Source organism: Sphingomonas lacunae (genome assembly GCF_012979535.1).
In the GTDB taxonomy this organism is placed as follows: Bacteria; Pseudomonadota; Alphaproteobacteria; order Sphingomonadales; family Sphingomonadaceae; genus Sphingopyxis; species Sphingopyxis lacunae.
In genome coordinates this window covers 2443793-2468018 of the sequence record NZ_CP053015.1, presented here as the reverse complement: position 1 = coordinate 2468018, position 24226 = coordinate 2443793, and the positions used below count along the sequence as shown (strand labels likewise).

Annotated in this window: 20 protein-coding genes; 9 read left to right on the top strand and 11 right to left on the bottom strand. The window is 59.6% G+C overall.

Annotated elements, in window-relative coordinates; genetic code table 11:
* Positions 1-13: 13 nt before the first annotated feature.
* From GV829_RS11825 to GV829_RS11800, 6 genes are all read right to left on the bottom strand, one after another.
* Positions 14-2131: a PQQ-dependent dehydrogenase, methanol/ethanol family gene (locus tag GV829_RS11825; protein ID WP_169946917.1), complete on the bottom strand. Its 2118-nt coding sequence runs from the start codon at positions 2129-2131 to the stop codon at positions 14-16.
* 135 nt (positions 2132-2266) lie between these two features.
* Positions 2267-3007 carry a thermonuclease family protein gene (locus GV829_RS11820; RefSeq protein WP_212612125.1) on the bottom strand — a complete coding sequence of 247 codons (741 nt, stop codon included), beginning with the start codon at positions 3005-3007 and terminating at the stop codon, positions 2267-2269.
* A gap of 68 nt (positions 3008-3075) precedes the next feature.
* Positions 3076-3873, bottom strand: a complete 798-nt coding sequence (locus GV829_RS11815) for a tyrosine-protein phosphatase (protein ID WP_169946915.1) — start codon at positions 3871-3873, stop codon at positions 3076-3078.
* A complete protein-coding gene (locus GV829_RS11810; RefSeq protein WP_169946913.1) occupies positions 3870-5000 on the bottom strand; it encodes a CaiB/BaiF CoA transferase family protein in 1131 nt (376 codons plus the stop codon). Before GV829_RS11810 ends, GV829_RS11815 begins: the two co-directional genes overlap by 4 nt.
* Before the next feature lie 42 nt (positions 5001-5042).
* Positions 5043-6023 (bottom strand): NAD(P)H-dependent flavin oxidoreductase, encoded by a 981-nt coding sequence (locus GV829_RS11805; RefSeq protein WP_169946911.1) that lies wholly within the window; start codon positions 6021-6023, stop codon positions 5043-5045.
* Between the two features lie 68 nt (positions 6024-6091).
* Positions 6092-7024, bottom strand: coding sequence for an NAD(P)H-dependent flavin oxidoreductase (locus tag GV829_RS11800; RefSeq protein WP_169946909.1), 933 nt, complete (start codon positions 7022-7024; stop codon positions 6092-6094).
* 133 nt (positions 7025-7157) lie between these two features.
* Here GV829_RS11800 and GV829_RS11795 point away from each other — a divergent pair, with 133 nt between their 5' ends.
* On the top strand, positions 7158-7976 hold the full coding sequence (locus tag GV829_RS11795; protein ID WP_169946907.1) for a thioesterase family protein: 819 nt from the start codon (positions 7158-7160) through the stop codon (positions 7974-7976).
* On the opposite strand, the gene GV829_RS11790 is transcribed toward GV829_RS11795, so the two are convergent.
* A complete protein-coding gene (locus GV829_RS11790; protein WP_169946905.1) occupies positions 7962-9242 on the bottom strand; it encodes an MFS transporter in 1281 nt (426 codons plus the stop codon). The genes GV829_RS11795 and GV829_RS11790 overlap by 15 nt on opposite strands.
* 32 nt (positions 9243-9274) lie before the next feature.
* The gene (locus tag GV829_RS11785) at positions 9275-10339 is read right to left on the bottom strand and encodes a beta-N-acetylglucosaminidase domain-containing protein (protein ID WP_169946903.1); all 1065 of its coding nucleotides are present in this window, start codon (positions 10337-10339) and stop codon (positions 9275-9277) included.
* 156 nt (positions 10340-10495) lie between these two features.
* Between GV829_RS11785 and GV829_RS11780 the strand changes: the two genes are divergently transcribed.
* Genes GV829_RS11780 through GV829_RS11765 form a run of 4 tightly spaced genes read left to right on the top strand, consistent with a single transcriptional unit; the run spans position 10496 to position 14856 of the window.
* Positions 10496-11587 carry an acyl-CoA dehydrogenase family protein gene (locus tag GV829_RS11780; protein ID WP_169946901.1) on the top strand — a complete coding sequence of 364 codons (1092 nt, stop codon included), beginning with the start codon at positions 10496-10498 and terminating at the stop codon, positions 11585-11587.
* Entirely contained in the window at positions 11584-12792 is a 1209-nt protein-coding gene (locus GV829_RS11775) for an acyl-CoA dehydrogenase family protein (protein ID WP_169946899.1), read from the top strand. Before GV829_RS11780 ends, GV829_RS11775 begins: the two co-directional genes overlap by 4 nt.
* A 10-nt stretch (positions 12793-12802) precedes the next feature.
* The gene (locus GV829_RS11770) at positions 12803-13585 is read left to right on the top strand and encodes an SDR family oxidoreductase (RefSeq protein ID WP_169946897.1); all 783 of its coding nucleotides are present in this window, start codon (positions 12803-12805) and stop codon (positions 13583-13585) included.
* 23 nt (positions 13586-13608) lie between these two features.
* The gene (locus tag GV829_RS11765; protein WP_169946895.1) at positions 13609-14856 is read left to right on the top strand and encodes an acetyl-CoA C-acetyltransferase; all 1248 of its coding nucleotides are present in this window, start codon (positions 13609-13611) and stop codon (positions 14854-14856) included.
* 61 nt (positions 14857-14917) lie between these two features.
* On the opposite strand, the gene GV829_RS11760 is transcribed toward GV829_RS11765, so the two are convergent.
* Entirely contained in the window at positions 14918-16126 is a 1209-nt protein-coding gene (locus GV829_RS11760) for an exo-beta-N-acetylmuramidase NamZ family protein (protein ID WP_169946893.1), read from the bottom strand.
* Positions 16123-16674 carry a DOMON-like domain-containing protein gene (locus GV829_RS11755; protein ID WP_169946891.1) on the bottom strand — a complete coding sequence of 184 codons (552 nt, stop codon included), beginning with the start codon at positions 16672-16674 and terminating at the stop codon, positions 16123-16125. The genes GV829_RS11760 and GV829_RS11755 overlap by 4 nt, the downstream gene beginning before the upstream one ends.
* 31 nt (positions 16675-16705) lie before the next feature.
* On the opposite strand from GV829_RS11755, the gene tyrS reads away from it, so the two are divergent.
* Both tyrS and GV829_RS11745 read left to right on the top strand, forming a co-directional pair.
* Entirely contained in the window at positions 16706-17938 is a 1233-nt protein-coding gene (tyrS, locus tag GV829_RS11750) for a tyrosine--tRNA ligase (RefSeq protein ID WP_169946889.1), read from the top strand.
* Between the two features lie 52 nt (positions 17939-17990).
* Complete coding sequence (locus GV829_RS11745; protein WP_169946887.1) at positions 17991-18320, top strand: PilZ domain-containing protein; 330 nt, start codon at positions 17991-17993, stop codon at positions 18318-18320.
* A 3-nt stretch (positions 18321-18323) separates the two neighbouring features.
* On the opposite strand, the gene recG is transcribed toward GV829_RS11745, so the two are convergent.
* Positions 18324-20387: an ATP-dependent DNA helicase RecG gene (gene recG, locus GV829_RS11740; RefSeq protein ID WP_169946885.1), complete on the bottom strand. Its 2064-nt coding sequence runs from the start codon at positions 20385-20387 to the stop codon at positions 18324-18326.
* Positions 20388-20488: 101 nt separating this feature from the next.
* On the opposite strand from recG, the gene GV829_RS11735 reads away from it, so the two are divergent.
* The gene (locus tag GV829_RS11735; RefSeq protein WP_169946883.1) at positions 20489-20755 is read left to right on the top strand and encodes an FAD assembly factor SdhE; all 267 of its coding nucleotides are present in this window, start codon (positions 20489-20491) and stop codon (positions 20753-20755) included.
* A complete protein-coding gene (gene mfd / locus GV829_RS11730; protein ID WP_169946881.1) occupies positions 20755-24216 on the top strand; it encodes a transcription-repair coupling factor in 3462 nt (1153 codons plus the stop codon). The genes GV829_RS11735 and mfd overlap by 1 nt, the downstream gene beginning before the upstream one ends.
* Positions 24217-24226 lie beyond the last annotated feature (10 nt).

The window sequence follows — 24226 nt, the reverse complement described above, 5'->3', positions numbered from 1 at the left end:
TGCCGTGACCGGATCAGCGCTGTCCACCGGCTTCCCGTTGATGCAGGACCCGTGCCCGTCCGGCGATATAGGCCCGTACCGCTTCCGCGTCGGCCGGGGTCATGTAACGGGCAAAGCTCGCCATCCCCCGGTCCTTCAGTGATCCATCGATCACCACCGTCTTGAACGCATCAGCACTGGTAATCATCTGAGACCGCCGCAGATCGGGCAGCACACCCGAGGACATCGCGGCTGGTCCATGGCAAACGCCGCAATTGCTCTCGTAAAGTTGCATGCCACGCTGCACTTGCGCCGGCGTAAAGCTGGCATTGACAATGACCGCCGGCGGATTTTCGATCGGCGTTATGCTGTATGGCGCGTTGCCGCCCAGTTTGAACACGAGCAGACGGCCCATCGGCATCGGTCGCGGATTGTCGACAAAGGACGAACTGAGCGGATAGGCCCCGCCATAACCAGCCATTACCGCGACATACTGCTCCCCGTCTATCGCATAGCTGATTGGCGGCGCGATAATGCCGGTGCCGGCTTCAAATGACCAGAGCTTGCGGCCATTACTGGCATCAAAGGCGGAGAATTGCCCATGGGCATTGCCCTGAAACACCAGCCCGCCATGCGTGGCCAGAACCCCGCCATTCCAAGGCCCGTCATACTGGACCCGCCAGCGTTCCTTTTGCTGCACTGGGTCCCAGGCAATCAATTGCCCCTTCAACATCGCCCGAACCGCCCGGAAAGCGGCGGGATCCTCAGGCACGCCATTGGCGAGGAAATCGATACCGACATTCCAGCCACCTTCACGCCCCTCGCCGAAATTGGCGTCATTGAGGTAGGCAAAGGGCACTTCCTGTGCCGGAAGGTAAACGAGGCCAGTGTCTGGACTATAGGCCATCGGATGCCAGTTATGCGCCCCCAGGGCTGACGGCAGGGCAAGGAAGCTGCCATCGGTATAGCGCGCATTGGGCGCCTCGATCGGCCGCCCGGTCGCCATGTCGATGCCGGTCGCCCAGGTCGTCGGAACGAAATTTTTGGCTGAGACAAGCTTTCCGTCACGCCGGTCGATAACGTAGAAAAAGCCGTTTTTCGGCGCCTGCATCATCACCTTGCGTGGCTGGCCATCGATGGTCAGGTCAGCGAGGATGATTGGCTGGGTCTGGGTAAAGTCCCAGGTTTCCCCGGGCGTTCCCTGATAATGCCACTTGTAGGCTCCGGTATCAGCATCCAGCGCAACCACCGAAGAAAGGAACAGATTGTCGCCGCGACCGTCCGAACGGATCTTGTGGTTCCATGGACTGCCGTTGCCGACGCCGATCAGTATCTGGTTGAATTCCTGATCATAGACGATGGCGTCCCACACGGTGCCGCCACCGCCAAAGCGGGCATAATCGCCAAACCATGTCCCTCGTGCCCGTTCCATCTGCGGGTCAGACGCTGCGTTGTCCGGTGGCGCGTCCGGGCCGGCGGGCACAGTATAGAAGCGCCAGGCCAGGTCGCCGGAGTCAGCATCATAAGCTGAGACATAGCCGCGCACACCATATTCGGCGCCGCCATTGCCGATAAGAACCTTGCCCTTCACCACCCGTGGAGCACCGGTGATGGTATAAGGTTTGGACTGGTCAACTGTCACCTCGGACCAGACCGGCTCGCCAGTCGCCGCGTCAAGGGCTATCAGGCGGCCGTCGATCGTGCCAAAGAAGACCTTGCCGTCATACACGGCCACGCCGCGGTTGACCACGTCGCAACAGGCGTTGAAGCCTTTTTCGCCCGGGACCTGCGGGTCATAGCTCCACAATTGCCGCCCGGTCTTGGCGTCAAAGGCGAACACCTTGCTCCATGCCGTTGTCGTATAGAGCACGCCGTCGACGACGATCGGCGTCGCTTCCTGCCCGCGGTTCGTATCAAATTCGTGGCTCCAGGCCAGCCCGAGCTGACCGACCGTTTCGGCATTGATCTTGTCGAGGCGGGAGAATCGCTGTTCCTCATAGGTGCCGCCATGCGTCACCCAGTTTTCGGGCTGGTTCGCTGCGGCACTCAGCCGCGCGTCATCCACCATTGGCGCGCCTTCACCCGTCTTGCCTGAGCAGCCGGCCACCGCCAGCGCCGCCACAGAGACGAGCAGCATCAACTTCGATTTCATCCCCGATCCTCTCTCAGCTGCGGGCCATGTTGTCTGACCCGTCAAAGACAGCCTATCATGGCCGCCGGAAAGTGCGATAGGGTTTTTGCACTAGAGTTGGCGGCCTGCCACGCCTGACAGGCAACGGTCTGCCGATCAGCGCACGATGGCGCGGCGAAATCCGGCCGACTGTGCCTCTGCCTCGCTGCAGAACATGCGCTCCGCCCGAGTTACATCATAGTAGGGCATACCCGGCATATGATAGATATACTCGCCGCGTCGGTTGATATTGCCCTTGATCAGGCAGGTCCCCGACGGTGAGCGTGTCGCGATAGCTGGCCGGGTGTTGGTCGTTGGCGCAGTCCTGAGCGCGGTATTGCCGCCTCTTGCAACAGCCCCGCCGCCTCCCCGGTTTTCCGCCCTGTACTGCGACGGGTTGACGAAACTTGACGCCCACAGACCCCGCGTTCCGGCACGGGCACCCTGTTCGTCAGCCACATAGTCGGTCGAATATCGGGTAAAGGCCACCGCCATGCCTGTCTGGACCATGGCCTGACCGAGATCGAGCGACCCGGCGCGACACACCGCCACCGTTCGACCGTAACGGTCCACGTCGCGCGCTTCACAGCGCACTGACCGCTCCCCGACGAGCGCCTCCAGTTGCCGGGTCGATTCCTCGCCACATGCCCAATTGGCACCGGCTCGCTGGCACTGCTGCTGGCTCTCCGGGGCATCAATGCCATGCAACCGGATGCGCTCCCCGGCGACATGCAATGTGTCTCCGTCGATGATCTCGGCCTGTCCGGCGATGACCTGCGCCGACGCTGCCACAGGGCTGATGAGGAAGAGAATGGCGAACAGATGTTTGAGCATGGCGGGTGCATGCACCCCCACCATTGACACGCCCTTGTGTCACTTGGTTTCGCAACCACCAACCATTCAAAATGGCGCCATTTTCCAGATTGTTAGACGGTGTATTGCTCTCTCAATCGCGCAATCCGGAAATCGTCAATGCCCAAAACCTCGTGAGCATATCGGCCAACAGAGCCGTACCTTTCGCTGATCACGTCAAAAGCGGCGGCGAGATAATCCTCTCGCACCTCCATCAAGGCGCGGATGCCCGCATCAGTGATACCAGCTCCATAACGGCTGCGAATATGCTCGGCACCGGCAGCGATGCGCTCGTCCACCTTGCCGGCGACATTGGTCAGCATATAGTCAGCCAGCACATCATCCTCATGGACACCGAGCAGGCGGTGCAACAGGGCGACGATCACACCCGTGCGGTCCTTGCCAGCGAAACAATGCACCAGCGTCGGATGCCCCTTTTCAACCTCATCGAAATAATGGCGGAAAGCCACCAACAGATTGTCGCGCCAGGGCATCCCGACATAGCTGAACTTCAGCGCCTCGGCCGCATCCTCGCCGGTGATCGCCGCCTGCGCTGCTGCCAGATGTGGCGCTGTGGCACTGCCAGCCGTCTCTCCCGGCCCGAAATAGACCGGTGTCGAAAAATCGGGTGCTCGCCGGCACGGGTGGTCGGCCCGTTCGCTTTCACCACGCAAATCAATGATCGCGCCAAGTCCGAGCGACTGGACAGCAGCCAAATCCTCGTCCGTGGCATCGCGATGCTGCGCCGAACGCCACAACAGGCCGGTCTTCAGGCGGCCTCCACCCGGCAGGGCATAGCCGCCATAATCACGGAAATTGTGAATGCCTTTGAGCGGCAGGACCCGTCCGGCTTCGGCAGTCGATTGGCTCAACGGACAGCGCCACTGGCACGGGCGGCTGCAATGGCGTCAGCATCAAAACCGATGTCAGCCAGCAACGCGTCACCATGTTCACCAACGGTCGGCGAAGGCGTCGGCGTGTCAGCCTTTGTCACCGAATAGCGCGGCGCCGGCGCTGGCTGCACGGCACCGCCCACTTCAATGAAGGTTCCGCGTTCAACATTGTGCGGATGCTTCGGCGCCTCCTCCATGCTCAATACAGGGGCAAAGCAGACATCGGTCATTTCCATGATCGCGCACCATTCATCGCGAGTCTTGGTCAGGAACAACTCGGCGACCTTCTGCTTGAGCGCCGGCCACTGGCTGCGGTCATGCTGTGCGTCAAAGGCCGGGTCGGCATCAAGACCGCTCAATTGGCGCAACAGCGCGTAAAATTGCGGTTCGATCGAACCAATCGAGACGAATTTGCCATCCTTGCAGGTGTAAGTGTCATAGAATGGCGCACCGGTATCGAGCATGTTGACACCCGGCTCATCGGCCCACATTCCCGCCGCCTTGAAGCCCCAGGTCATGGCCGAGAGAACCGCCGACCCGTCAGTCATCGCACAGTCGATCACCTGCCCTGGCCCACCTGTCTTGGCGGCGAGGATGGCGCTTACCATGCCAAAGGCGAGCATCATGCCACCACCGCCGAAATCGCCGACATAGTTGACCGGCGGAACCGGCTTTTCGCCCTTGCGTCCGATGGTGTGCAGCACGCCGGACAGCGCGATATAGTTGATATCATGGCCGGCAGCCTGCGCATACGGCCCATACTGGCCCCAGCCGGTCATCCGACCGTAGACCAGCTTGGGATTGTCAGCGAGCAGCACGTCGGGCCCGAGACCGAGCCGTTCCATGACACCCGGACGCAGCCCCTCGATCACGCCATCGGCGGTCTGGCACAGCTTGCGCGCAATCGCGACCGCCTCGGGATTCTTCATATCGAGGCTGATCGATTTGCGACTGCGGGTCAGCGGGTCGGTCTTGAGCACCGCGCCGCCGGGGCGGTCGATGCGAATGACCTCGGCCCCATGGTCAGCGAGCATCATCCCGGCATAGGGCCCCGGCCCGATACCTGCGAATTCGATGATACGTACGCCGTGCAATGGTCCGGCCATGGTCAACTCTCCTGTTTATTCTGCGTTCGTTTGTGTCATGCGTCAGGCGCGGAAACCGGCGAGACGCTGATCAATGATCTGCTCGGCTTCGGCGATGATACGGTCGACCAGCACCTGACAGGTCGGGATGTCATGGATCAACCCCTGAATCATGCCAGCCCAAAAGATGCCCTTGCTCAGGTCACCGGTCTTGAGCATGTCACGCCCGGCGTCACCGGCCACCAGTTCCTTGACGTCCTCGAACTTGGCACCGGGCTGTGCGAGGCGACGGACGACTTCATCCGACACTGCACTTTTGCCGACGCGCGCGGTGTTCTTGAAACTGCGGAAGATCAGGTTGCTGCCGCGTTCGTCATTGTCGATATAAGCCTGCTTGATATTGGGGTGGATCGGCGCTTCTTGCGTGGCGCAGAAACGCGTGCCCATGTTGATGCCTTCCGCACCTAGCGACAGGGCTGCAACCAGACCACGACCATCCCCAAAGCCGCCCGATGCCAACATCGGGATCTTCACCTTGTCGGCCGCTGCCGGGATGAGGATCAGGCCGGGGATGTCATCCTCGCCGGGGTGGCCGGCGCATTCGAAGCCATCGATGGAGATGATGTCGCAGCCCGCCTTTTCGGCTGACACGGCATGACGGACCGCGGTGCACTTGTGCAGGATGGTGACACCATGCGGTTTCACCCGTTCCCAGATTTCGCGCACCGCCGGGGTGCCGGCGGTTTCCATGATGCGCACGCCGCTTTCGACCACCGCGTCGGCATAGGCATTATAATCGGGCGAATTGATTGTCGGGAACACCGTCAGATTGACGCCGAACGGCTTGTCGGTCAGCGACCGGCACCGCTCGATCTCTTCACGCAGTGCCGCCGGGCTGGGCTGCGTGAGCGCGGTGATGATGCCTAGGCCGCCCGCATTCGATACGGCGCTGGCCATGTCAGCGGTGCCAACGCCCTGCATGCCGCCCTGAACGATCGGGTGCTGAATACCGAGCATCTCGGTGATGCGGGTCTTGAAGGCCATGGGCGTGTCTCCTGTATCTGCAAACCTATAATACTAGGGTATATTGATTTGGGCTGGTGAAGCTGCTGTCAAGCGTAGGTCCGGCACAGCACCGCCATTTGCTCGTGAAACTCGTCCATCACCTCACCGATGATTTGTGCCACAGGTTTGACGGCGTCGATTCGCCCGGCAACCTGGCCGGTAAGCGCAATGGAGGCTTCGAGATCGCCGCCAAAATAGAGATCACGGATACGCGCGAACTCAGGGCGGACATCGCCAATCGGGTTGCGATCAATCTCTTCTGTTTTGGCGGTGCGCAGGGCCCGCAAGGCGGGGCCGGGGCCATGCCGGTTCAGGAAGACCGTGTCGGTTTCCTTGGCGCCGACAATCGCATCCTTCCAGTTCTGGTGCACTGGTGATTCGGCTGCGGAGACCATGCGGGTGCCCATCTGCACACCCTCTGCCCCAAGCGCAAAGGCGGCTGCCATGGTCCGGCCACAAACCATGCCGCCGGCGGCAATGATAGGCACATCGACTTTCGAGCGAATGAGCGGCAGCAGCACCATCAGCGCCACGTCGCGCGGATTCTTGAAGCCACCGCCCTCCCCGCCTTCGACCACAAGGCCATCAACACCCGCAGCAATGGCCTTGAGCGCGCCGTCGAGGGTGGGAACAACATGGAAAACGGTCAGGCCGGCCTTCTTCAACGGCTCACAATATTTGTTCGGGTCGCCCGCGGATGTCGTGACGAACTTGACGCCCTGATCAACAACGAACGGCACAATGTCGGGGTCGCGGACAAAGGCCTGGGCGATGTTCACACCAAAGGGCTTCTCGGTGAGCGTCCGCATCTTGCGGATTTCTTCCCGCACCTCCTCTAGTTGGCCTGAACTGGTTTCAATGATCCCCATACCGCCAGCGTTAGACACCGCCGACGCCAATTGCGCCCTCGCGATCCAGCCCATGGGCGCTTGCACAATCGGGTGCTCGACGCCCAGCATGGCAGTTATGCGGTTGTTCATGAAACTCTCTCCTGGGCACGGCATCACTTGCCTTTGCTGCGATGATGGTTGACACTAACGTAAACGTCAACAGACAAGCAAAATCACCCTGATTGCCGCTCTACCTTGCCCTCTACCTGTTGAAAGCCCAGCAATGTCATCCGTTACGCCAGCCTTTTTTACCGCGGAAGGCGATCATTTTGTTCCGCAACGGGAAGCCGCCAATCCCTGGTTCGACCATGCTGTTGCCGGGGGTCCCATCAGCGGTCTTTTCGGCCATATCGCTGAACAAAGGGGCCTGATTGGTGAAGGGTTTGCCATCTCACGGATGACCATCGACATATTGGGCATCGTCCCTTCTGCACCGCTCACCGCCACCATCGAACCAGTCCGCATCGGCCGGCAGGTTCGACTGAACCGGATCAACCTCAAGCACGACAATCATGTGGTTGCCCAGGCACTGGTCCAAGCGGCACGGTTGCTTGATACCCCACCAGCCTTGCCCAGCAATGGCTATCCGGCGCCAGAGGATGTGGCGCCGGGTACGTTCCTGGCCAATGGCAGCTTGCAGCGCATAGTCCGCACCCGCCCGTTGCAAGGGAGCGTCACCAGGCCTGGTCCTGGTCAAGTATGGCTCGCGCTTGATGCCGACATTGTTTCCGGAACCTTGGCTTCCCCTTTTGTAAAGAGTTGCGTCTTTGCGGATTTTGGAAATGGTGTGGGCAGCGCTACGCGTGCCGCGGAATGGAGCTTTGCCAATCTTGATGTCGGTATCCACTTCCTGCGCGACCCGCACGGCGAGTGGATATTGGTTGACGCCGACACAATCGCAGGTGGCAATGGTCACGGGCTCGCTCGGTCGACCATGGTTGATGCAGAAGGTGTCTTCGCCATCGCTACCCAGACCGTTTTTGTCGCACCGGGCTCTCTGACACCCCGCATGGAGGCCAACGCCAGGTCAGCTGTCGGCTAAGTCCTGTCGGTCGCTTGGCAACAGCAGCAACGCCGCAAGACTAAGCATGCATGAAGCGGCAAGATACCAGCCAACCCATGCCAGTCCGCCGTGATTGGCCAGCCATTGGGCTCCATAGGGAGCAATGGCTCCCCCAAAAACACCTGCAGCATTAAATGCAATTGACGTCCCGGTGTAACGAACACGTGCTGGAAAAAGGCTGGGCAGCCAGCCACCTGCTGTTCCGTAGCTCAAACCCATAACAAAAAGCAGCGACGCCAGCGCAATCAGCATGGTAACAGGTTCCCCCGCCCCATACAGGTTTGCAAAGAGATAAGCGGCTGGAATACCAAGCAGTCCGCCTGCAGCCATTACCGCAAGCGGTCCTTTTTTGTCGGCGACCCAGCCTGCCACGACAATCCCGACAGCCAATGCCAGAATTGCCACGAGCTGGATCTTGAGAACCGTTTCCCGCGCCATTTCCATCGTCGAGGTCGCATGACCCAATGCGAATGCAGTCGACACGTAGAACAAGACGAAAAAGGCGACACTTGCGAAGGTTGATGCCAAAAGCGCGCGGCCATGGCTATTTATGGTCTCACGAATTGGTGCAACCGGCGGTGGTCCCTTCTCCATCATTGCTTGGAATTCCGGCGTCTCACTCACCTTGATCCGAACCCACAGCCCGAGCATGACAAGCACGGCGCTCAGCAGAAAAGGTATCCGCCATCCCCAAGCGAAGAACTGTTCCTCCGTCAGGCTCAAACCCAGCAACAGGAAGAGCCCGTTCGCCATGATAAATCCTGCCGGTGCTCCTAGAGGGGGAAACATGCCAAACCGATAGCGCCAACCCTTGGGCGCATTCTCTACAGCCAAAAGAGTAGCACCACCCCACTCTCCACCAAGGCCTATGCCTTGGCCCAAACGAAGCAAACACAGAAGGGCCGGAGCAACCCATCCTGCCTGATACCAAGTGGGCAGAAAGGCGATCAGCATGGTGGACAGGCCCATAATCAGCAAGGACGCAACCAGGGTAGACTTTCGTCCAATGCGATCGCCATAATGGCCAAAAACCAAGCCGCCCACCGGCCTCGCCAAAAAGGCAATTCCCATCGTCGCAAATGAAGCCAGCAACTGCGCAGAGGGTGATTCCGAAGGGAAAAACAGCGCTGGAAAAACCAAAGCTGCAGCAGTCGCATAGATGTAGAAGTCGTAGAACTCGACGGCCGTCCCGGTCAGGCTCGCTCCCAAAATCCGGGTGCTGGCGCCCTTCGCATTTCCTGTCATTGCTTACCCCCCGCGATACCCAACCGTTCACCCTATTGGGTTTGCAACATTTCTCCGGTGATCGCATATCCTTCGGCCAACCACTCGCACACCTCCCGCGCTGCAGGGTGATCGATGGCCGCATATTTGATGGCGAGAGCTGTTCGGGATTCCTCGCTCATTCGATCGAGACCGCTATCATTGAAGGTCAATAGGTTCGCCTGCAGCATCTGTGCCAGTGTTTCTCCACAAACCGACCGTGCCGCTTCAAAAAACGCCTTTGAATAAGCGTAGTCGTCCCCTGCGGCATAGGCCATTGGCAGGGTCAACGCGGCAATGCATCCCAATGTGGGCTGTGACATCGGATTGATTGCATGATGACTAACCATATCGGACAGAATGGCTGGCCTGCCCGTAAATGCTCGGAGATGCAGAAAACGAGACATGCGTGGTCCGTCATTGACCGGATAGTTGTCCCAGATCGCGGGCTTTCGGCCGAGCCTTTCAGTTACATTTCTCAGATGGCCTGCACCATATTCGCGTGAGCAGACTTCTTCGCCGGTCCAGTATATTGAGACAGACGGGTCGACCAAGCGCCCCAAATCCTCAAGATAATGTTCTGGTCGGGCGCCGAAAACCCGGTCAAGCAATGGATCGTCGCTATAGTAACTGGGACAAAGAAACATCGATTCAGCGCGACTGTGGTCTATGGTAAAGGCTGTAACTTCCGCTTGTCGGGCAGCGAGGTCGGGCACATCACCATCCATGTCATCAAACAAAATCGCCAGATCATCGATGCCGATTGTATCGAGCTGTGCAATCTTTGCCTTGAGCGAGTCTTGCGCTGCTTTTGAAAAGTCGAGATGCGCGCCATAGGGCGTCAGTCCGATGCCAAAACGCACACCCAAATCGGAGCAATGCCCGGCGAAGCAAGCCAGCTCATCAAGCTCGTCGCGGGTGTAAGGCAGTTGCCACTGACGGCGCAACTTAGCGTCGAGTTTTGGCGCGTAGTGGAAGAACCGATAACCCGCAGGGGCTAGGCGCGTGACCACATCGCGCCTGTCATGCCATGACCAGCTTCGCCCAAAATATCCCTCGATAATCCCTAGACTGCTCATTCCCGCTTCATGGGGCCCGAGAGCGCCCCTGTCGAGCACCGTAAAAACATTTCTGCCGCCTCGCAGCTGTAACAGCTTGACGTTTACGTAAGGGGAGGCTCCAATGTCGGTGTTGGACGAAGTCAAAATCGTCTGAGAGAGGAACGTAGCAAACCCATGTCAATTCTGCTGGATGAAGGCCAACAGGCCATCGCGACCGAGTCTCGACGCATCATCGATGCGAGAGAAAACAAAGCCAAGGCGCTCGACCTTATCGAGGCAAGCGGCGAGTATGATGCAGCTTGGTGGGACATGTGTCGCGAACAAGGGTGGACGGCTGTCGCCCTGCCAGAAGAGGCTGGTGGTCTTGGACTTGGACTTGTCGAACTTGGTCAGGTCGCTGTCGCGGTTGGTGCCGGCATCGCTGGCGCACCATTCCTCACGAGCAGTTTCGGGGTTGCAGACGCGCTGAACCGCCATGGTGACCAGCAACAAAAGGCCCGGTGGCTCGGCTTACTGGCGAGCGGTGACAAAATCGGGGCGGTTGCCTTTGCCGAGGGGCAAAATCCCCTCCCAACGAAGCCGTCGGTGACCTTTTCTGACGGCAAGTTGAGCGGGACGAAACCGGCGGTGAGCGCCGGACTTCATGCGGATATCGCAGTTGTACTCGCATTTGACGGAACCAAATCCGTCTTGGTTTCAGTGGATCTGTCAGGTGTAGAACGTCAACGCATCAACAGTTTCGACAACAGCCGTGGCACTGCCGACCTGGTATTTGACGACAGCCCAGCAGAACTGTTGCAAGCTGATGACGCCCGCCGCGCAGCGTTGGAAATTTTGGCGCGCCAAGCGATTATCACAGCTCATGAGCAGGTGGGAGGCGCGGAAAAGGCTATGCTGATCGCCCGCGATTACGCTAACACGCGAAAGGCTTTTGGTCAGTTGATTGGGGCGTTTCAAGCCGTCAAGCATCGGATCGCAGAGCTTTATGGGCTCGTCGAAATCGCTCGCGCCAACGCGTTGCACGCGGCTGCCAATGCTGACGGACCAGACTTGATCAAAAACGCCGCTGCAGCTCGGATCGCTGCGACCGATGCATATGACACTTCCGCCCGCGATAGCATGCAACTGCACGGCGGAATTGGCGTCACTTGGGAAACCGGTCTCCATTTGCACCAACGACGCACGCGCACCCTGGCGCTCGAACAGGGTAACCTTCTCTTCTGGGAAGATGTATTGGTCAATGAACTGGCGGGAGAAAAGGCATGACCGACGCCTATGAAGCCTATCGTCAAAAGGCCCGGAGCTGGCTGCAATCGATCGAGAGCGAATTTGGTCGGGAAGCTCGGCGCGGCCTGACAGAAGAACAGGATCTGGCGCTCGGTCGTCGTTATCAGAGTGCCAAATATGCCGCAGGTTATGCTGGTATCAACTGGCCAGAGGATTTTGGTGGCCAAGGCCTGTCGCACATAGAAAAAGTCATTTTCGAGTCCGAGGAAATGAAGTTCGGCGTGCCCAGCGTCTACTTCGGCATATCACTCGGCATGCCCGTGCCAATCTTGATGCGCTATGGACCTGACAAGGAGTTCGCCCGAGAACGCGTCATTAAGGCGCTCAAGGGTGAGGAGATCTGGTGCCAGCTCTTTTCCGAGCCGTCAGGCGGCACCGACCTCGCAGGTCTGCGCTTGAAGGCCGAGCAGGACGGCAATGGCTGGCGCCTCAATGGCCAGAAGGTGTGGACCAGCTGGGCGCATTACAGCGATTATGGGGTCATCGTTGCCCGCACCGATCCCACGGTTGAGAAGCACAAGGGTCTCACCTATTTCTGGGTCGACATGAAGGCTCCAGGTGTTACCGTTCGGGGCATCAAGTTGGCCGGCGGTGACAGCCATGTGAATGAAGTGTTTTTCGACAATGTTCGTGTTGAAGACAATCAGCGCATGAGCCCGGTCGGCGGCGGCTTTGCCGTTGCTATCACAACCTTGATGATCGAACGCTATATCGCCACCGATAGCGGCGGTTTCGGTCCGCACCTCGATTTGTTCGTTGATCTCGCCAAAGAGGTGGAAATCAATGGCCGCCCAGCCATTGAGGATGGACGGATCCGCAGCGCCATTGCGCGCAACTATGCCATGCGTGCCGGGCTCGACTCGATTACTGCCAGGGCCATGTTGATGATGCAGGCCGGCATGGAACCGGGACCAGAAGGCTCGCTGAACAAACTAGTAGCCGTTCGTTCACGCCAGAAACTCTCAGAGTTGGCCATTGATCTTCAAGGCAACAGCGGGATGGCTTTTGAACCCCATGCCTTTGTGAAGGAGGACTGGTCGGCCAGCTGGCTTAATGCCCCGACAGGACGCATTGCCGGTGGGTCAGACGAGACGCTTCTGAACACAATTGCCGAACGTATCCTTGGTCTTCCGCAGGATCACCGCCCGGACAAAGGTGTGCCTTTCAATCAAATTCCGGCGTGAGGACTAACAGATGAAGATTGACGCTAGCGTGTCGGCGGTGGTTACCGGTGGGGCTTCCGGTCTTGGCCGGGCAACCGCTGAAGCCCTTGCGGCTCAAGGTGTGAAGGTCGCCATTTTCGACGTAAATGAAGAATTGGGCCAGCAGGTTGCGTCGAGCATCGGTGGTCTGTTCTGTCGTGTTGACATCACCGATGAGCAATCAGTGATCGATGGCTTCGCTGCTGCTCGCGCTGCCCATGGACAAGAGCGCATTTGCGTTCATTGCGCAATGACCTCGCGGCGAGGCAAAACGCTCGCGTTTGACAAGGAAAGCGGGAAGTTCAAACGGACCCCAACCGAAGATTATGCCTATGGGGTAAATGGCATTCTGGTTGCCAGCTACCGCATTGCTTCGCTCTCTGCGGAAGGCATGGCAACCCTCGACCCGCTGGAAGACGACGAGCGCGGTCTGATTGTGCTTACTGCTTCGGTAGCAGCACAAGATGCCCAGATTGGTCAGGTTATCTATGGGTCGGCGAAGGCTGGGGTGAACGGGCTCGTATTGCCAATGGCACGGGATCTCATGGATCTCGGCATCAGAGTCAATTCGATCATGCCGGGTGTCTTTGAGACGCCTCTGGTTGCGGGTATGAATCCGAAGGTCAAGGAAAGCCTTGCTGCTTCAGTTCCGTTCCCAAAGCGTCTTGGCAGGGCCGAGGAGTTTGGAAGCCTGGTGCTGGAATTTGCCCGTAACACCTATTTCAACGGCCAGGCAATCCGTCTCGACGGTGCAATCCGCATGGCTCCGCGCTGAAACAAAATCGAAAGGAAAACCAAATGGCTGAAGCCTATATTATTGACGCAGTCCGCACTCCACGCGGCATCGGCAAACCGGGCAAAGGCGCGCTCTCACATCTGCACCCCCAGCATCTTGCAGCGACAGTGCTGAAAGCGATCAAGGATCGCAACAACCTAGACACAAAAACTGTCGATGATGTGATCTGGTCGACCTCCAGCCAATATGGCAAACAGGGCGGTGACATGGGCCGCATGGCCGCGCTCGCCGCCGGGTATGACATTACCGCATCGGGCACAACACTCGACCGCTTTTGCGGCGGTGGTATCACTTCGGTGAACCTTGCAGCCGCCACGGTCATGTCTGGCATGGAAGACTGTGTCGTCGCCGGCGGAACAGAAATGATGAGCTTCACGGCTGCACACGGTGCCGAACAGGCGAACGCAGGTATCAAGCCGCTGGGCATGGGATCCGGCAATGCCGCTCTTGATGCCATCCACCCGCAGTCACATCAGGGCGTTTGCGGTGACGCGATTGCCGCCAAGGAAGGTATCAGCCGCGAGGCTTTGGATGCGCTGGCCCTCGAAAGCCAGCGTCGCGCGGACATTGCCATCAAGGAAGGCCGTTTCGCCAAGTCAGTGGTTCCGGTATACAATGAAGATGGGAGCATTGCTCTCGACCGTGAGGAATTTCCGCGTCCTGAAACCACCGCTGAAGGTTTGGCATCTCTCAAGGCGTCGTTTGACGGTATCGCGGATTTTGATCTGGGTGGCACCACCTTCCGCAAGCAGATCCAGCGGCGGTATCCGGATTTGAACTGGATCGGTGTCCACCATGCTGGCAACAGCTCGGGCGTTGTCGATGGTGCCGCCGCCATTCTGGTCACGTCCAAGGACTATGCGGACAAGCATGGCCTGAAACCGCGCGCACGTATCGTAGCTTATGCAAACCAGGGCGATGATCCTACGCTTATGCTCAACGCGCCTGTGCCGGCTGCGAAGAAGGTTCTCGCCAAGGCAGGCCTGACCAAGGACGATATCGACCTGTGGGAGATCAACGAAGCATTTGCAGTTGTGGCGGAAAAATTCATCCGCGACCTTGATCTCGATCGTGGCAAGGTCAACGTCAACGGCGGCGCGATGGCTCTGGGTCATCCGATTGGCGCGACGGGTTCGATCCTGATCGGCACCGTGCTTGATGAACTGGAACGCACCGGGGGCCGCTATGGCTTGGTGACCATGTGCGCGGCTGGCGGGATGGCTCCAGCAATCATTATCGAACGCATCTGACCTGACTCACGGCAGATGATGGAGGGGCGCTTTCCGGATCGGGGAGCGCCCCTTTCCTTTGTCAGTAGAGAGTCAGATAGAGCGACTTTTCGCTCCATTCCACCTCATCAACTTTGGAAATTGCATCGAGATCACAAGGGGTTGCGACAGAATCGTCGACCCACTCCCGCAAGCCTGGTCCACCGTTGATCACGTCGATCGCCAGTCGACCCTCGGTATATTCATATTTGAAGTCAAGACCACGCCACAGCGGGTAATCCGGGTAAAGCGAACGGATCGCCTTGAAGCCCAATGCCTGCACGCGCCAGGGCCTGAAGCCAGGGTGGTGATAGGCCTGACCTTCAGCATGGATGTGAACACCATGACACAAACGTCCGACATGCTTGTGGAATGTCGGTTCGAACCAGATTTCCCGCAATGTGCAGCCGGCCAGCCATTCGGGCGCGAGCCGGTGCATCTCGGCGATCACTGCCCGCGCATCAATGTCCGGCGCTCCAAAGATTTCGAGCGGTCGGGTAGTCCCCCTCCCTTCACTCAATGTGGCGCCTTCCAGCATCACGGTTCCGGCATAGGCGCGGGCCATGTTGACATTGGGTGCATTGGGGCTGGGGTTGACCCAGATACGATCAGTTGGCCAGCCAAAACCAGGCGCGGCATGTGGATCATATCCCTGCATGGCGACCACATGATAGTCGACGTCGAGCTTGTAATGATCGATAAACCAGCGGCCCATTTCACCAAGTGTCAGGCCATGACGCATCGGCATGGGCCCTGCACCGACAAAGCTTTCCCACCCGGGCAACAGCGTGAGCCCTTCCACCGGACGACCGGCAGGATTTGGACGATCAAGCACCCACACGGACTTGCCCGTCTTTGCTGCCGCTTCGAGCACATAGAGCAAGGTCGTGATGAAAGTGTAGATCCGGCACCCCAGATCCTGCATGTCGATCAGGATCGTATCGAACGTCTCCATCGACTGCGTCGTCGGACGCCGCACTTCTCCATAGAGGCTGAATACCGGTATCCCGTGCACCGGGTCAGTGAAATCCGGGGATTCCACCATATTGTCCTGCTTGTCACCGCGCAGGCCATGCTGAGGGCCAAAGGCCGATGTGATGTTGACGCCGATGGCGACCAACGCGTCGAGGCTGTGGGTGAGATCCGCGGTCACAGAGGCCGGATGCGCAAGCAGGGCGACACGGCGCCCCTCCAGCGGTTTGCGCAAGGTCGGGTCGGCGAGCAGGCGGTCGATACCGAATTGGACTGTCATGACTGCTCCGGTGCCTCAAGCGTCAACGCAAAGCAATCGGGATGGTGGAAATCGGGTTGGCCGGGCGGGTGGCGCAGCGACCAATAACTTTTGCTGCCGTCCCGGAGTTCGATGACCGCAGTGAGGGAGACATGGATTTGCAGGCCGTGATATTCGGCCGGCAATCTGACCGTCGCCTCCAGCGCGAAATGGGTCTCGCCGAGGTCCAAACCGATTTCGGGAGAATCCGGAGACGGCAGATTTTGAACATCTCGGCGATAGTCGGCAAACTGATACGCGGCCCATTGGCCCGATGGCGCGAAGTTATATTCGATATAGGCTGTTGTTTCAGGACGCCGGACGAAGAGTTCAAAACAGGTGCTATTCCACAGACCATCGGTGCGCAGCGGCTCGGCAGGACCAGATGCGACCAGATTTTCCTCGGCAACGTCGACGAAATAACGGAGCCAGAGCTGCCCGTCGCCGAACAGTTGCCAAGCAACACTGATCCCATCGACCAGGGGCGCAGGCGTATCGCCATGGCATTGCAACACCAGCGGACTACTCAAGTGGTTTCCCCCATGCTAAGCGCGCCCCGCCATGACCCAATACAGCTCTGACCTTCTCAACCTGCTCGCGTCTCGCGGTTACATCCATCAGGCCACTGATGCCGAGGGGCTCGATGCCCTCGCGGCCAAGCAGATTGTGCCGGGCTATATCGGTTTCGATGCCACCGCGCCATCGCTGCATGTTGGCAGCCTCGTCCAGATCATGCTGCTGCGCCGGTTGCAACAGGCTGGGCACAAGCCGATTGTCGTGATGGGTGGAGGCACCACCAAGATTGGCGACCCGTCGGGCAAGGACGAGAGCCGCAAGCTGCTGACCACTGAGAGCATCAACACCAATATCGCCTCGATCCGGACGATCTTTGACCGCCTGCTGACTTTTGGCGACGGACCGAGCGATGCGGTGATGGTCAACAATGCCGATTGGCTCGACGCGCTGGGTTATGTCGATCTTTTGCGTGATGTCGGACCACATTTCACGATCAACCGCATGCTGGCGTTTGACTCGGTCAAGCTGCGCCTTGACCGCGAGCAGCCGCTGACCTTTCTCGAATTCAATTACATGATCCTGCAGGCCTATGATTTCCGCGAGCTTGCCCGATCACATGGCGCGCGGCTCCAGATGGGTGGCAGCGATCAGTGGGGCAACATCGTCAACGGGATCGAACTGACGCGGCGAACCGATGCCGTGGAGCTGTTTGGCGTGACAACGCCACTGCTGACCACCGCCAGCGGCGCCAAGATGGGCAAAACAGCATCGGGCGCAGTTTGGCTGAACGATGACGCCCTGCCTCACTTCGATTTCTGGCAATATTGGCGCAACACCGATGATCGCGACGTAGGCAAGTTCCTGCGCCTGTTCACGGACCTGCCGCTCGATGAAATCGCCCGACTCGAGGCACTGCAAGGTGCTGAAATCAACGAAGCCAAGAAAATGTTGGCGGATGAAGTCACGCGCCTTTGCCGAGGTGATGCGGCTGCCGCCAGTGCCGCCGATACTGCAAGGCAAACATTTGAGCAGGGACAGGTTGGCGGTGATCTGCCCTCGGTTCCAGTCGGGCCGGAGGGCATGGCAATCATAGCCATTCTCAAGGAACTGGGCTTTGCCGCATCCAACAATGAGGCCAAGCGCAAGATCGCGGAAGGAGCGGTCAAAGTGGCCGGTATGGTCGTGACCGATGCATTGCTGCGCGTCATGGTGAGCGATGATGCCATACCAATCCAGCTTGGCGCAAAGCGGCACGGTCTGGCCGTCAAGGCAAATTGACACCGAGACAGTCTTAACCGGTTGTTGAGGAAAGCGGCGCACTCTGCCTGTCATGGCAGTTCCATCCGCATCCTATACGGGCCTCGATCAGCGCGCTTCTCCGCGCACCGATGTGTATGCGCGCCTGCCAGTGGTGCTGCCTGACGGACGATCCGCCACGGTGACGCTGGTCAACATCAGTGCCGACGGGATGTTGATGCGGCACGACCAGCCCATCACCGATGGCGCCATGCTGACGGTTTCGATGCCCATTATCGGCAAGATAAAGGCCACCGCAATCTGGAGCCTGGGCGGACGCAGCGGTCTCAATTTCGTCGAAACGATCAAAGCAGACGATTACGCCCATCTGTTGAAGGCATTGGGAGCCCGTATCGGCGGTTGATCGCTATCCACCGCGCAACAAGGCAACCCCGGCATCCCTCTCAAAAAGATAGAGTGCAACGCGGGCAGCATTCCCGCGCTCTCCCGCAAGGCCCCCATCCCGATCCAGCAACAATCGGGCGTCGTCACGGGCGGGCGTGATCAACCGGTCCACCTGCTCAGGTGTTGCCAGAGCAAAGCTGGCATCACCGGATTGCCTGGTCCCGAGCACCTCACCACCGCCCCGCAAGCGCAAATCCTCTTCAGCGATGCGGAATCCGTCATTGGTTTCGCGCATCAGGGCCAGTCGCGCCCGTGCAGTTTCGCCAATGCTATCAGCGCGGATAAGCAGGCACGTCGAAGCGGCGGTGCCGCGCCCTACCCGGCCGCGCAACTGATGCAATTGGGCAAGGCCGAAACGTTCGGCACTTTCAATGATCATCAGACTGGCTTCGGGAACGTCAACGCCAACCTCGATAACGGTGGTCGCAACCAGCAGGTTCTTTCTGCCGGCCTTGAATTCGTCCATCACGACGTCCCTGTCGGGGCCCTTCATTCGACCATGCACCAGGCCCACAGTGTCACCGAAGCGCAGACGCAACATGGCGGCCCGTTCTTCCGCAGCGGCACTGTCACCCTTTTCACTTTCCTCGACCAACGGGCACACCCAATAGGCCCGGTGACCAGCCTCAAGATGTCGTGCCAGCCCCTCGATCACCTGGGCAATGCGTTCGGCCGAGACCACGCGCGTATCGATCGGGGTGCGGCCCGGCGGCAGTTCGTCGAGGCGGCTCTCCTCCATCTCGCCATAGGCCGCCAATGTCAGCGTCCTCGGTATGGGTGTCGCGGTCATGGCAAGCACGTGGGGCGGTGTCCGCCCTTTTTCAGTCAGCATCAACCGCTGTGCGACGCCGAATTTATGTTGTTCATCAACAACCACCAGACCGAGATTGCGATAGGTGACCGCCTCCTGAAAAATCGCATGAGTGCCGACCAGTATGTGAATGCTGCCATCGGCGAGGCCCATCAGCGTCGCTTCGCGCCCCTTCCCCTTGTCCCGCCCGGTGAGCAGGGCAACCTCGACCGGGAGCCCGGTGAGCAGGCGACGCAGGCCATCATAATGCTGTCTGGCCAATATTTCGGTCGGGGCAAGAAAGGCGCCCTGGGCACCCGCCTCGACCGCAGAAAGCAGCGCCATCAAGGCCACAAGCGTTTTGCCGGAACCGACATCCCCTTGCAGAAGCCGCAGCATCGGAGCGGTCTGGGCCATATCCCCGTCAATGTCGCGGATCGCCCGCTGTTGCGCTCCGGTCAGGGCGAAGGGCAGCGCAAGGCGATCCCTCAGGCTATTGTCGCCGACAATCGGTCGGCCACGCCGTTGACGCGCCGATTGGCGAACAAGCAGCAGTGCGAGTTGTCCGGCGAACAGCTCGTCATAGGCCAGGCGATCACGGGCCTGCTGGTCACCGGCATCAGCATGGGCGCGAGCCAATGCACCTTTCCAGCCCGGCCACCCCTTTTGGGCCAACCAGCCCGGCTCAATCCACTCCGGAAGGTCGGGCACGCTGGAAAGGGCGTCTGCGGCTATGCCGGCCATGCGCGCGTTGGTCAGCCCCTCGGTCAGCGGATAGATGGACTCGCGTTCCCTGACATCAGCGGCCCGCGCCATTTCCTGCACCTGATCCGGATGAACAATTTGCAACATGTCTCCGTAACGATCTAGCCGACCGACCACGAGCCGTTGCTCACCAATTGGCAAGGCCTTGCGCGCCATGCCCTGGGCGCGCCCGAAATACGTTATGGCAACATGGTTGCCTGCGGGATCAAACGCATCAACCCTGAAGGGTGCACGCGGAGAACGCCCCGAATGATAGGCTTGCGCTGTCAGCGGAACGATAACCCCCTGCCCCACTGTCGCATCATCAACATTGCTTACCCGGTGGCGGTCAATCCGCCCCGTCGGCAGATGGAACAGGGCGTCCTTGACACGATTGATCCCCAGCCGGGCCAAGCCCTTGGCCAGTTGCGGGCCGATGCCGCGCCGGGCGGTGATTTCGGCAAAGAGTGGATTGAGAATGGCGGGCCGCATGTCTATCTGCCATGCACCATAGAAAGTGTGAGCCGTTGGCGCCAGTCGATACGGCGTCGCATGCCCTTCTTGCCGCCCGCCATGCCAGCACAGGACAAACAATGAGTGATGAGATTCGCCGCCGCCGCTTGGCCTATCGTGCCTGGCACAGGGGTACGCGGGAAGCTGACTACATGGTTGGCGGCCTGTTTGACCGTTATGGGGCCGAATGGGGTGAGGAAGAACTGGCCTGGTTCGAACGGCTGATAGAGGAACAGGATGTCGACATCATTGCCTGGGCTTTCCGCCAAGCCGAACCGCCGGAGCATATCGCCGGACCGATGATCGACGTCCTGCGGCGGCTGGATTATATCGACATCCCGCGTTGATGATTGCCCTGTCCGACATAATTGCCGCGACGCGGCCCAAGACGCTGTCGCGCGTCGCACAAGGGTTTGCGCCTTTGCTCGCCGCCGATCTGGCAAGAGCCGCACGCGGCCGGTTGCTGTGGATTGCCGCCGATGACGCGGCGATGCAGGCGATGGCGGAAAGTGCAGCCTACTTCGCGCCGGAGCTGGAGGTCATCCGTTTTCCCGCCTGGGATTGCCTGCCCTACGACCGTGCCGGGCCCTCGCTGCGTGCATCGTCCGAACGAATCGCCGCGCTGGCGCGGTTGCAGGGGTCGGCACGGGGGCCCCAACTGGTCATCACAACCGCCAATGCGATCACCCAGCGCACGCTGACACCTTTTCGCATCCGGCAATTGACCGCACGTTTGCACCCCGGCGCCCGCATGGACCGCGACCGGTTGGCCGCCCTGTTGGCGGATCAGGGATACAGTCGGGTCGATACGGTGGCGGATCATGGCGAGTATGCCGTGCGCGGCGGGATCGTCGACCTGTTCCCCGCGGGGGAAAGCGAAGGCTATCGGCTCGATTTCTTTGGCGATGAGGTCGAAACGCTGCGGCGGTTCAACCCGGCGGACCAGCGCAGCAGCGGCACAGCGGACGAATTGCTCTTGTTGCCCGCGGCGGAAACATTGCTCGACGAGAGCAGCATCAAGCGGTTCCGCACAACGTATCGCGAGCTCTTCGGAGCAACCGCCACCGGCGACCCGCTTTATCAGGCCATATCCGAAGGACGACGACAGGGAGGCATGGATCATTGGCTCCCGCTTTTCGAAGAGCGGCTGGTGACCCTGTTCGATCACCTTGGCGATGATCTGGTGGCTGTGCGCGATCTTGGCAGCATCGCAGCAACCAAGAGCCGATTTGAAGCCATCCAAGATTATTATGATAATCGAGTCGAGGCCCTGCGTACAAATCCAGGCGCCTACCGGCCATTGCAGCCTGATTCTCTCTATCTCAGCCCGCAAGAGTTTGAGGTCACGTCGTCCAGACAAGCAATCCATCTGGCCACCAGCTTTGGCGAGCCACCCGGTCCGGATGTGCTCGATTTTGCCAGTGAGTCCGCCCGAGATTTTGCTCCTGAAAGAGCGGCTGGTGACAATGTCTATGATGCGCTGGTGATCCACCTCGCAAAGGAGCGCGCCGCCGGTCGCAAGACTGTCATCGCCTCCTATTCCGCTGGTGCGCGGGAACGCCTGGCCGGGCTGGTCAAGGACCATGGCGCCCTGTCAGTGCGCCTGGCAGAAAGCTGGCAGGATGCCTTGGGAGCGGCGGACAGGGAATCCGTCGTTTTGGCTGTCCTGCCGCTCGAGCATGGATTTGCCACCGAAGGCCTGTCCGTCATCGCCGAACAGGACGTGCTGGGCGACAGGTTGGTCAGGCGACAGCGCCGAAAGAAGAGCGCCGACGCATTCCTTGCCGAGATGGCAACCCTGTCCGTCGGCGATCTGGTGGTCCACCGTGACCATGGCATCGGCCGCTATGAAGGGCTGACTTCCATCCCGGTCGGTCAATCGCCGCATGACTGCGTCTGGCTGACGTATGCCGGCGGCGACAAATTGTTCGTGCCGGTCGAAAATCTGGACGTGCTGTCACGCTATGGTGGCGAAAGCGACGGCGTACCACTCGACCGACTGGGCGGCGAGGCTTGGCAGCGGCGCAAGGCGCGAATGAAGGAGCGCATCCGGGAGATTGCAGGCGAATTGCTCGCCACCGCAGCCGCCCGGGCCCTGCGCGCGGCGGACGTCGCTGCCGCGGATGGCACCTATCCCGAATTTGTTGACCGTTTCCCCTATGCCGAAACCGAGGATCAGGACCGGGCCATTGGCGACGTGCTCGCCGACCTGGCCTCCGGCAAGCCGATGGACCGGCTTGTTTGCGGCGACGTTGGATTCGGCAAGACAGAAGTCGCCCTGCGCGCCGCCTTCGTTGCAGCGATGGCAGGGATGCAGGTTGCCGTCATCTGCCCCACCACATTGCTTGCCCGCCAGCACCACAGCAATTTTGTTGAGCGGTTCAAGGGTTTTCCCATCAATGTTGGGCGCCTGTCACGTCTGGTGCCCTCTGCCGAGGCCAAGGCGGTCAAGGAAGGACTGGCCGACGGCAGGATTGACATAGTTGTTGGCACGCACGCCCTTTTGACGAAAGGGCTCGAATTCAAACGCCTCGGGCTGGTCATTGTCGATGAGGAACAAAGGTTCGGCGTTGTCCACAAGGAACGGCTCAAAGCGCTCAAGACCGATGTCCATGTCTTGACGCTGACCGCCACACCCATTCCGCGCACCCTGCAAATGGCGATGTCAGGACTGCGCGAACTCAGCGTGATCAAGACTCCGCCAGTCGACCGGCTGGCGGTGCGCAGCTATGTGATGCCGTGGGACCCGGTCGTCCTCCGCGAGGCGCTGCTGCGCGAGCATTATCGCGGCGGACAAAGCTTTTTCGTGACCCCGCGCATAGCAGATTTGCCGGACATAGAAGAGTTTCTGACCAAGCAGGTTCCCGAGGTCAAATATGTCGTCGCCCACGGCCAGATGGCGGCTGGCGAGGTCGAGGAACGCATGAGCGCCTTTTACGACCGGAAATATGATGTGCTGGTCTCTACCACGATTGTCGAAAGCGGGCTCGACATTCCCAACGCCAACACGCTGATCATTCACAGGGCAGACCGCTTTGGTCTGGCTCAACTCTATCAGCTGCGTGGCCGGGTCGGCAGGGCCAAGACCCGCGCCTATGCCTATATGACCACTGCAGCCGACCGGACGATGACAGAAACAGCCGAAAAGCGGCTCAAGATCTTGCTTGATCTCGATTCACTGGGTGCCGGATTCCAGCTCGCCAGTCATGACCTCGACATCCGCGGAGCCGGCAATCTGGTCGGTGATGAACAATCGGGCCATATCCGCGAAGTCGGGTTTGAACTCTATCAGTCGATGCTGGAGGAGGCGATCCTGCTGGCACGGGCCGAAGGTGCGGGCAGTAGCCCTCCGCAAGAGAAGTTCTCACCAGTCATCACCGTTGATGCACCAATCCTGCTCCCGGAGGATTACATCCCTGACTTGCCGGTCCGAATGGGACTGTATCGCCGCCTTAACGAGCTGGAAAGCCGTGAAGAAATTGACGCATTTGCCGCGGAAATGATCGACCGGTTCGGTCCCCTGCCCGACGCCACAGCCAATTTGATGGTCTTGATGGAAATCAAGCTCAACGCCGCCCGTGCACGGATTGCAAAACTGGATGTCGGACCAAAGGGCGCCTTGGTCGCTTTCCATGGCGACATGCCGCCCAACGTGCCGGGCCTGATCAGCTATGTCGAGAGGTTGCAGGGAACAGCAAAGCTTCGTCCAGATTCCAAGTTGGTGATCACGCGGCCATGGACAAGTTCGTCGGCCCGTCTGAACGGTGCCCTGCAGCTGTCCAAGGGCCTTGCCAAAATCGCGGGCTGAAGCCCGATCA